Raw genomic sequence first — 9,971 nt, forward strand, 5'->3', positions numbered from 1 at the left:
CCATGCCCGTTGCGTTGATTACCGGTTGCTCCAGCGGTATTGGCCGCGCCCTCGCCGATGCGTTCAAAGCCGCCGGCTACGAAGTCTGGGCCAGTGCGCGCAAGGCTGAAGATGTCGCCGCACTCAGCACCGCCGGCTTCACCGCCGTGCAACTGGACGTCAACGACGCCGCCGCGCTGGAACAACTCGGCCAGCGCATCAACCAGCAGCACGGCGGCCTCGATGTGCTGATCAACAACGCCGGTTACGGTGCCATGGGGCCGCTGCTCGATGGCGGCGTTCCGGCGATGCAGCGCCAGTTCGAAACCAACGTTTTCTCGATTGTCGGCGTCACCCGCGCACTGTTTCCGGTACTGCGCCGGGCCAAAGGATTGGTGGTGAATGTCGGTAGCGTGTCCGGTGTGCTGGTCACGCCGTTTGCCGGTGCTTACTGCGCATCGAAAGCCGCCGTGCACGCCTTGAGCGATGCCTTGCGCATGGAACTGGCGCCGTTCGGCATTCGGGTGATGGAAGTGCAGCCCGGCGCAATTCAATCGAGCTTCGCGAAAAACGCCGGGCATGAAGCCGAACAACTGATCAATGAGCAATCACCATGGTTTCCCCTGCGTGAAGGCATTCGCGCGCGGGCCAAGGCCTCTCAGGACAAGCCGACACCGGCCAGTGAGTTTGCCGCCGAGTTGCTCAAGGCTGTGCAGCAGAGCAAACCGCCACGGTTGATCCGCATCGGCAATGGCAGCCGCGCGTTGCCGTTGTTGGCGGCGTTGTTGCCCAAGGGTTTGCTGGAATCGACGTTGATGAAGCGCTTCGGCTTGCGCGGGCGGCTCTGAGACCGCGCCGACGCCATCGCGGTCGGTCAGTGATCCACAGCTTCCTGCTTCACCACCACCGTGCAAGTAATCCCCGCCGCCAACAGAACACCTTCCGGCACTTCATCAATGTGAATCCTTACCGGCACTCGCTGGGCCAACCGCACCCAGTTGAATGTCGGGTTCACATCGGCGATCAGTTCGCGGCTTTCCGGGTTGTCGCGGTCGTAGATGCCGCGCGAGATGCTTTCGACGTGGCCCTTCAAGACTTCGCCGCTCATCAACTGCATATCGGCCTTATCGCCGACTTTCACGTGGGGCAGTTTGGTCTCTTCGAAGAAGCCGTAAACCCAGAACGAGTTCATGTCGACCACGGCCATCTTCGCCTCGCCGATGCGCGCGTAATCACCGCGATGCACATTGAGGTTGGTCACGTAGCCGTCGACCGCCGCGCGCACTTCGGTGCGTTTGAGGTTGAGTTCGGCGGCGTCCAGTTGCGCTTGCGCATGTTGATAGTCGGCCAGCGCGGCGTCGGCGATGTTGCTGGCGTCGTCGCGGTTTTCCTTGGAGATCACCAGGTTGTCCAGATCGGCGCGGCGATGGGCGTTGACCTTGCGCATCTCCCACGTCGACTTGCGCGAGGCGACCAGCGATTGTGCTTGTTTGACCGCGATGCGGTAATGCTCGGGGTCGATCTGCATGAGCAAATCGCCCTTCTTCACCAATTGGTTGTCGCGCACCGGCACATCGATCACTTCGCCGGTAACGTCGGCGGCGACATTGATGATGTCGGCACGCACGCGGCCGTCGCGGGTCCACGGCGTGTTCATGTAGTGCTCCCACAACGTGCGGCCGATCCACAGCGCCAGGGCCAGCACCAGCAGGGTCGCGAGCAGGCTGAAAAACTTTTTCATCGTGACGTTCTCAACGGTAGACAGTCAGCGCCATGGCGCCGAACAGACAGGTAAACAGACTCAGACGCAGCAGCGCCGGGTGCCAGAAAAAACGGTACAGGTCGAACCCCGATAGGAACCGATCCACCGCCCAGGCCAGCGCCGCAGCAATGAAAAACATCAAAGTCATGGTCGGCATGTACACGCCGTGGAAGGCGATTTCACGAGGCATGGGCAGGTCCTTCGGGCTTGGCGATGGCGTAGGCAGCGAGCGGTGATTGCGGGTCGAGCAACGAGGTGCGGATGAAGTGCAGATAACTCTTCACCCGGCGCAACGCCGAGGTATCGAAGTGCGGCGCGAACGGTTCGTCAGTGGCCGCCACGCGACTGATTGCATGGTCGACCGCCACCAGTGCACGTTCGAGATTGCTGGAGTTGGGTTGCAGAAACAGTCGCACCAGCGCGCGGCCCATCACGCGGATTGCCTGCCGCCACGGCTGCGACTCGGCATAGGCCGGGTGCACCGGCAAAATCGCTTGCTCCTTGCGCAACTCGATGATCGCGTGACCGACTTCGAGCACCACGAACATCCAGCGCAGCAAGTTCTTTTGCACCTTCGGTTGCCCGGCGGCGAGACCGTAAGCCTGATGCAGCAAGTCGCGGGTGCGACTCTCGAAGCTGGAGGCCAGGCCTTTGAGTTTGCCGCTGATCGCGTAGACCACTTGCCCGCGCAGATCCTGCTCCAACCGCTTCCACAACCAGCGACTGTTCGGCGGCAGAATAATCGCCCCGGCGGCGGCACAGACCAGCATGCCCATGACCATGGCGATGTAGTCGTTGATGAAGGTGTAAGGGTTGTAGATCGTCAGGTTGTCCGGCACCGAGCCGGTGCTGAAAAAGATCAGCAAACCGAGGCCGACACCGGCGTACTGCGGGCGCGAGGTGAGGAAAGAACCGAACACGATCACCGGCGCGAGCATGACGCACAGCAACGGAAAACCATCGATCCACGGGAAGATGAAAAACATCTCGACGAAGCCGATCAGCGCACCGAGGAAGGTGCCGCACGCCATCTGGAACGCCATGCGTTTCGGGTTCGGCGTAGCAGCCGAGAGGCCCACGGTTGCGGCAGCGATCAGGGTCATCGTCGCGCCACTTGGCCAAGCGGTGGCGACCCAGTAGCTGCCCAGCACCACGAGAATGAACGAGGCGCGAATCCCCGAAGCAGCGGCCGCCCACCAGTTGGTTTGCGGGGTGAACGGTTCATCCCAGCGCTCGCGTTCGTGGCGGTGATCGGCCAATGACGCGTGAGTCTGTGCATAACTGTGCAAGTCGTCGACGAAGCGATACAGCAGTTCGTACGCGGTGTGGAAATCCAGTTGCTCGGCGTCGCTCGGATCGGTTTCCTGAAAGGTCGCGCGCAGGCTGCGCACCCGTGCCGGCAGGCCTTCCTTGTAGGTCGCCAATGCCGTCGCCAAGCGCGCGGCATCGGGACTGGTGAGGGCGCGACCGCTGAAGCCGTCGAGCACTTCGGCCAAATCCTGCAGCCCCGGCCTGATCGCCGCAACGACGTGTTCTTCGCCGTTGCCGCGCAAGCGTTCGAGCAACTGATGCAGGGCGTTGAAGCGCGTGGTGATCCCCATGAATTCGCTGTTCAAACGGCTCAGTCGACCGTTGCGCCGACGCATGTGCGGGTCTTCGAATACGGTCACGCTGCGCAGCCCTTCCAGGCCCACGGCTTCGGCGATAAAACGCACGTTGCTCGCCTCGAAGAACTCGGCCTTACTGCGCCCGCGCAGACCATCGGTGACGAACAGCGCGAACACGCCGAAGCGCTGATACAAGGCATTGCGCATGGCGGCGCTGGCGGTTTGCGGCAGGATTGCGGCGCTGATCAGCGTCGAACAGAGAATCCCCAACGAGATTTCCAGCACGCGCCAAACGGCGGCCATAAACGCGCCGTCCGGATGCGCCAGCGCTGGCAAACCGACCATTGCGGCGGTGTAACCGGCGAGGACAAAACCGTAGGCGCGAAAGTTACGGCAACGCGCAGCACCGGCCGAGCAGATGCCGACCCAGATCGCCAGCGAGCCGAGGAACAGTTCGGTGTTCTGCGCGAACAAGGCGATCAGCGTGACCATCATCGCCGACCCGGCCAATGTGCCAAGGAAGCGATAGAAACTCTTGGCGAACACCTGACCGCTCTGCGGCTGCATGACGATGAACACGGTGATCATCGCCGTGCGCGGTTGCGGCAATTCCAGGCGCATGGCCAGCCACAGCGTCAGGAACGCCGCGATCAACACTTTGAAAATGTAGACCCAGGTCACGCCATCGCTGCGCGCCCAGTCGAAAAAACCACGGCGCCATTCCAGGGAGTAGAGCCAGCGTATTAGTGCGGGCAAGGGAGTCATGAGTTCTGCTCAGAAAAGTCGGGTCGGACCGGGATCCTGTGGGAGCGAGCTTGCTCGCGAATGCGGTGAGTCAGGCAACCAATGTGCTGGCTGACACGCCCTCTTCGCGAGCAAGCTCGCTCCCACAGGTTGTGTGTTCAACGCAGGAGAACCGGGGTTTTCGGGGCCTGGGTTTTCTCGGCAGTCGGTACATCGTTGCCGGCACCGAGGCCACCGCCCAGCGCAGTCACCAATTCGGCATGCGCACTCAACCGCGCCGCCTGCACCTGCTGCTGCACTTGCTGCTGCTTGAACAGCAACGTCTGCGCATTGAGCACGTTGAGGTAATCGGTGAGGCCGCGCTGATAAGCGATCATCGCGATGTCGTAAGTCTTCTGCGCCGTGGCCACCGACTCGGCGGCGAAGCCTTGTTGCTTGTCCATCGACTCGCGGCGGATCAACTGATCGGAAATGTTCTTCAGCGCATTCACCAGCGTCTGGTTGTAATGCGCCACGGCGATGTCGTAACCGGCAGAAGCTTCGCCCAATTCGGCACGCAATCGGCCACCGTCGAAGATTGGCAGCGAGATTGCCGGGCCGACGTTGTAGTTGAGTTTCTTGCCGGTCAAAAACTCCAGCGCGCCACCGCCAGTGGCCATGTAACCGAGGCTGCCGACCAGATCGACGTTGGGATAAAACCCGGCGTGCGCGACATCGATTCCACGAGCCTGCGCCGCCACTTGCCAGCGACTGGCGACGACGTCCGGACGCTGGCCGAGCAGTTCGGCGGGCAACGCCGACGGCAGTTTCAGTGCCGCGCCGAGCGACAAAGTCGGACGCTGCAACTGCGCGCCCTCGCCCGGCCCTTTACCGGCCAGCGCGGCCAGTTGATTGCGGCTGAGGGCGATTTCCTCGTCCAACGCATCGATCTGGCGGTGGGTTTCCGGCAACGGTGTTTCGGCCTGACTGACTTCGAAATGCGTGCCGATCCCGCCGTTCAAACGCTTCTGCGCCAGATCGAGAATCTGCTGTTGCTGCTTGAGCGTCGCGGCGACGATGTCGCGCTGGGCGAAATGCAACGACAGTTCTATATAGGCGCGAACGATGTTGTTCTGCAATTCCAGCTGCGCCAGCCGGGCTTCGGCGGCGCTCATGTGCGCCAGATCCACCGCCCGCTCGCTGCTATTGCTTTCGCGGCCCCAGAGGTCGAGGGCGTAGCTGAAACCCAGCGCGGCGTTGTTGTCCCAGGTCGTGGTGTTGGCCAGCTCGCCCGGGCCGTAGAACTGATCGGTCGGCCAGTTGTGCCGCTTGAGCGTCGACTCGCCATTGATCTGCAACGACTCTGCGGCTTCGGCGACACCGGCCATGGCTTTGGCCTGACGCACTCGCGCGGCGGCCATGGCCATGCTCGGGCTGCCCTGCACGGCGAGGTCGATCCAGCGATTGAGTTGCGGGTCGCCGTAGGCTTGCCACCATTGCGCGGTGGGCCAATTGGCGTCGCGGGCGGCGTGAGCGATGGCGTCGTCGGTGACCAGTGAATTGGCATCGAACGCGTTGCCTTGCGGGGCGATTCCGTCCGTTGAGATGCAGCCGCCAAGACCCAGGGTAAAAGCCAGAACACTGAGCGGCAAAAGCGCTCTGTTGATGCGACGCGGCACAGCTGCGAATTCCTGAGAGAGGGGATCGATGCTTCCTCTGTAGGAGCTGCCGCAGGCTGCGATCTTTTGATCTTGATTCCCTTAAAACAAAATCAAAAGATCGCAGCCTTCGGCAGCTCCTACAGGGATCGGCGCAATTCTATGGAAGGCCCTGTGCGGCGATAAGCTGGGATTTCTGTGAATCTTTGTTACGGTTAACGAGATAATCCCTTGGTCGGGGGTCTCGCCCCTGAAACTTCGTGTCACAATTTGCCATCTCCCTTGAGAGCACCCCATGGACACTTTGCAAAACATGCGCGCCTTCAGTTGCGTGGCCGAAGCCGGCAGCTTCACCGCCGCCGCCGTGCAACTCGACACCACCACCGCCAACGTCTCGCGCGCGGTCTCCAACCTGGAAGCCCACCTGCAAACTCGCTTGCTCAATCGCACCACGCGGCGCATCGCCCTGACCGAAGCAGGCAAACGCTACCTGCTGCGCTGCGAGCAGATCCTCGCCTACGTCGAAGAGGCCGAAGCCGAAGCCAGCGACGCCCACGCGCGCCCGGCCGGACAATTGAAAGTGCACACCATGACCGGCATTGGCCAGCACTTCGTCATCGACGCCATCGCCCGCTACCGCAAGACTCACCCCGACGTCACCTTCGACCTGACCCTGGCCAACCGCGTACCGGACCTGCTCGACGAGGGCTACGACGTGTCCATCGTGCTTGCCAGCGAACTGCCGGACTCGGGTTTCGTCTCGCAACGCCTGGGCATCACCTACAGCATCGTCTGCGCCTCGCCGGCCTACGTGAAAGCCAACGGCGCCGCGCAAAAGCCCAGCGACCTGCTCAACCACGCGTGCCTGCGCCTGGTCAGCCCGGTGATTCCGTTGGAGAAATGGGCCTTCGACGGCCCGGAAGGCCAGGAAATGGTCACCATCAACAGCTCGCCATTTTTGGTGAACTCCGCCGACGCGATGAAAACCGCGATCACCAGTGGCATGGGCGTGGGCGTGTTGCCGGTGTATGCGGCGATCGAAGGCCTGCGCAACGGCACGCTGGTGCGGGTCATGCCGAACTACCGCTCGCAAGAGCTGAACCTGTATGCGATCTACCCGTCGCGACAATATCTGGATGCGAAGATCAAGACGTGGGTTGAGTATTTGCGCGGCTCGTTGCCGGAGATTCTGGCGGCGCATCAGGCGGAATTGGCGGCCTACGAACTCAGCGGCAGCCTCGCCGGCGCGCGCGTCGCTAACTGATTTTTAAACACAATGCGTCTTCTGTAGGAGCTGCCGCAGGCTGCGTTTTTTGATCTTGATGTTTAATCGCAGCCTACGGCAGCTCCTACAGAACGGGGATTTCGCGGATGTTTCCGACAGGTTGCGTCGGTTGTCCGTCGGAAGTGCGGTGGCTAGGATTTGGGTGTCGCTGACGCATCAGCGACCGGGTCTGGAAAACCCGCAGGATCACAGCACATGACATAATGCCGCGCTTTTTCGGCGCCGAAGTTTTGTTATGGCGGCTGTACGTGGGAGACCTTCGGGTCTGCCGGGTTTGATCCTTTGCCGGTTTTTCCAGTCCGCGTACAGCTGCCACCCCTTTCGCCTGGAAAACGAAACATGGCAGCTCCATCTCTATTAAAAGGATATTGCCATGATCAAACACAGTCCCAATCCGCCTGAAGCGGAAGACACCACCCCCTACGAATTCCCCGGCTCAAAGAAATTCCACGAAGCTGCCGAACGCGCCCTCGACCACTACCTCAAACCCAACGCCCTTACCCTGCGCTTCCACAAACCCAGCACCATGTTTCAGGTCGCCCCCGAGCAGGACAGCGAAAGCCTGCTGGTTCACGCCTGCGAATCACTGGCACAGGCCAGCCTGATGACCAGCGACATCGCCGCCTACATCGACCTGCCGCAACGACGGACGATTCTGGCGATTCAGCAGATCATCATGCTTGCCGAACTGGCGGTGAATCGCGTGCTGGATAACCACGAAATCCCGCAATCCCCGGCACACAGCTAAAAGCCCCTCACCCTAACCCTCTCCCAAAGGGAGAGGGGACTGACCGAGGTGTTTGGGTGAGCTACGCCGACGTGCGATACCGAGTCGAATTCAGATATTGAAAAGCCCATAAATCGGCTCCCTCTCCTAGGGGAGAGGGCTGGGGTGAGGGGTAAATTCACCGAGAAACAAAAGCCAAGCGTGTGTCTTCCCCTTTCACCTTCGACTGCTGCCATGGCCAAACCTTAAACGGAAAACTATCTTCTCGCAGATCAGCCACAGCCTGCGGTCGCCGGACTTCCCGTTTAAATATCAAGCAATCCACACCTACGACAACTCCTACGAAAACCAGGAATCTGCGGATGTTTCCGACAGGTTTTGACGGTTGTCCGTCGGAAGTGCGGTGGCTAGGATTTGGGTGTCGCTGAAGAATCAGCAACCGGGCTTGGTCGCTCGGCTTATGAATGGAGCACTTCAAGGAGTTCCACCGTGCTCAATCCCCCTCAAAATCCACCTGAAACCGACGACACCACCCCCTACGAATTCCCCGGCTCAAAGAAATTCCACGAAGCCGCCGAACGCGCCCTCGATCACTACCTCAAACCCAACGCACTCACCCTGCGCTTCCACAAACCCAGCACCATGTTCCAGGTTGCCCCCGATCAGGACAGCGAAAGCCTGCTGGTCCACGCCTGCGAATCACTGGCACAGGCCAGCCTGATGACCAGCGACATCGCCGCCTACATCGACATCCCGCAGCGGCGGACGGTGCTGGCGATTCAGCAGATCATCATGCTTGCCGAACTGGCGGTGAATCGCGTGCTGGATAACCACGAAATCCCGCAATCCCCGTCACACAGCTAAAAGCCCCTCACCCTAACCCTCTCCCCGAGGGAGAGGGAACTGACCGTGGGGTTTGGTAGAGTTACGCCGACGTGAAATACCGAGTCGAACTCAAATTCTGAAGGGCCCACAAATCGGCTTCCTCTCCATGAATGATGCCGGATGACGGCCTGACACGATTCAAGCATCGTCCAATGGACGCAAACCTGAAGTAGGCAATCAAGTTCCAAAAATCACCGTTCGATTAAATTTAATAGCCAATCGATATAGGAAACCTGTCAGATCTGACAGTAGCGGTTTTATCGCTTCAGCCGAACAATGGATGTCTTCACCCCGACATAACCTTGAAGGAGCGATACATGCCCATTAAAGATCTGAATCTTGAAAAACTTAATAAATCAGGTGAAGGCACTGTAACTGCTAAACTAAACAAAGACTACGTCACCGACAAGTTCGAAGGAAAACCCGACCATTTTGTTACCGACAATAAGATCGTCGCGTTAAAAGCAACTTACCAGAAGTCCTCTACCACCTCATTCACTATCGACCTCACTTTTGACGCAAATATTAAGCATGGAAGGAATGAATTCAGCACGGAGCACTTTCCCTCTCCGTTCAGATTTTCATATACATCAGGCCCACATACAAAAGGCTATACAAGCGCTAAAAATGCAGGCTTTATTGTTGTAGAAGAGTTTGATATCGCAAAGGGAATTTTCAAAGCAGCCTTCAACTTCAGTTTTGTAGATTTCGACACAAATGAGCTGCATCAAGTTCATGATGGTCAGATTGATGTCAAAGGCCTTGAGTTAATCAAAAAGATCAGTCGTAAAGTCTGACCCAAGTGCAGGCGCAAGCGGGTATCAGCCAATGTTGATACCGCTTCCCCAAAGCCATTGCGGTGAATCGCGTGCTGGATAACCACGAAATCTCCCAATCCCCGGCGCACAGCTAAAAGCCCCTCCCCCTAACCCTCTCCCCGAGGGAGAGGGAACTGACCGTGGGGTTTGGTAGAGTTAGGCCGACGTGAAATACCGAGTCGAACTCAGATTTTGAATCAAATCAAAAGCCCCTCACCCTAGCTCTCTCCCGGAGGGAGAGGGGACTGACCGAGGTGTTTAGACGAATGTCGCCGACGTGCGATACCGCGTTGAACTCAGATCTTGAAAAGCAAACAAATCGGCCCCCTCCCCCTCGGGAGAGGGCTGTGGTGAGGTGCAGCCCCACCACAAAAACAAAAGCCGTGCGCGCCCCGCTCTTCACCACTCAATAGGCCGAGTGTCAGCTCGCCTGCTCTTGATCTTGATCCACGGGCGACATCGGAAGGCTGAGCGCAGGGATTGATCCGGGCGTGGGAGCGCAGCGACCGTTTGGCGCAGCCAAACAC

At 59.5% G+C, this 9,971-nt stretch carries 9 protein-coding genes; 5 read left to right on the plus strand and 4 right to left on the minus strand.

All coding sequences use genetic code 11. The features are described from left to right. Nucleotides 1-2: 2 nt before the first annotated feature. Nucleotides 3-827 carry an SDR family oxidoreductase gene (locus tag WA225_RS09560; RefSeq protein ID WP_422607750.1) on the plus strand — a complete coding sequence of 275 codons (825 nt, stop codon included), beginning with the start codon at nt 3-5 and terminating at the stop codon, nt 825-827. A 26-nt stretch (nt 828-853) separates the two neighbouring features. On the opposite strand, the gene WA225_RS09565 is transcribed toward WA225_RS09560, so the two are convergent. The 4 genes from WA225_RS09565 to WA225_RS09580 form a co-directional block, all read right to left on the minus strand. Further along, nucleotides 854-1,720 carry an efflux RND transporter periplasmic adaptor subunit gene (locus tag WA225_RS09565; protein WP_422607751.1) on the minus strand — a complete coding sequence of 289 codons (867 nt, stop codon included), beginning with the start codon at nt 1,718-1,720 and terminating at the stop codon, nt 854-856. Nucleotides 1,721-1,730: 10 nt separating this feature from the next. Then, nucleotides 1,731-1,931 carry a DUF1656 domain-containing protein gene (locus WA225_RS09570; protein WP_007914106.1) on the minus strand — a complete coding sequence of 67 codons (201 nt, stop codon included), beginning with the start codon at nt 1,929-1,931 and terminating at the stop codon, nt 1,731-1,733. Then, the gene (locus WA225_RS09575; RefSeq protein ID WP_422607752.1) at nt 1,921-4,113 is read right to left on the minus strand and encodes an FUSC family protein; all 2,193 of its coding nucleotides are present in this window, start codon (nt 4,111-4,113) and stop codon (nt 1,921-1,923) included. Before WA225_RS09575 ends, WA225_RS09570 begins: the two co-directional genes overlap by 11 nt. A 137-nt stretch (nt 4,114-4,250) precedes the next feature. Further along, nucleotides 4,251-5,750, minus strand: coding sequence for an efflux transporter outer membrane subunit (locus tag WA225_RS09580; RefSeq protein ID WP_422607753.1), 1,500 nt, complete (start codon nt 5,748-5,750; stop codon nt 4,251-4,253). Nucleotides 5,751-6,024: 274 nt separating this feature from the next. Between WA225_RS09580 and WA225_RS09585 the strand changes: the two genes are divergently transcribed. The 4 genes from WA225_RS09585 to WA225_RS09600 all read left to right on the plus strand — a co-directional run bounded on the left by WA225_RS09585 (nt 6,025) and on the right by WA225_RS09600 (nt 9,423). Continuing rightward, the gene (locus tag WA225_RS09585) at nt 6,025-6,993 is read left to right on the plus strand and encodes a LysR family transcriptional regulator (protein ID WP_007914118.1); all 969 of its coding nucleotides are present in this window, start codon (nt 6,025-6,027) and stop codon (nt 6,991-6,993) included. A 394-nt stretch (nt 6,994-7,387) separates the two neighbouring features. Then, nucleotides 7,388-7,762, plus strand: coding sequence for a DUF6124 family protein (locus WA225_RS09590; protein ID WP_422607754.1), 375 nt, complete (start codon nt 7,388-7,390; stop codon nt 7,760-7,762). A gap of 468 nt (nt 7,763-8,230) precedes the next feature. After that, a complete protein-coding gene (locus WA225_RS09595; protein ID WP_422607755.1) occupies nt 8,231-8,605 on the plus strand; it encodes a DUF6124 family protein in 375 nt (124 codons plus the stop codon). A gap of 338 nt (nt 8,606-8,943) precedes the next feature. After that, nucleotides 8,944-9,423, plus strand: coding sequence for a hypothetical protein (locus tag WA225_RS09600; protein ID WP_422607756.1), 480 nt, complete (start codon nt 8,944-8,946; stop codon nt 9,421-9,423). Nucleotides 9,424-9,971: the final 548 nt, after the last annotated feature.

This window comes from Pseudomonas sp., from assembly GCF_049300855.1.
Classification (GTDB): Bacteria; Pseudomonadota; Gammaproteobacteria; order Pseudomonadales; family Pseudomonadaceae; genus Aquipseudomonas.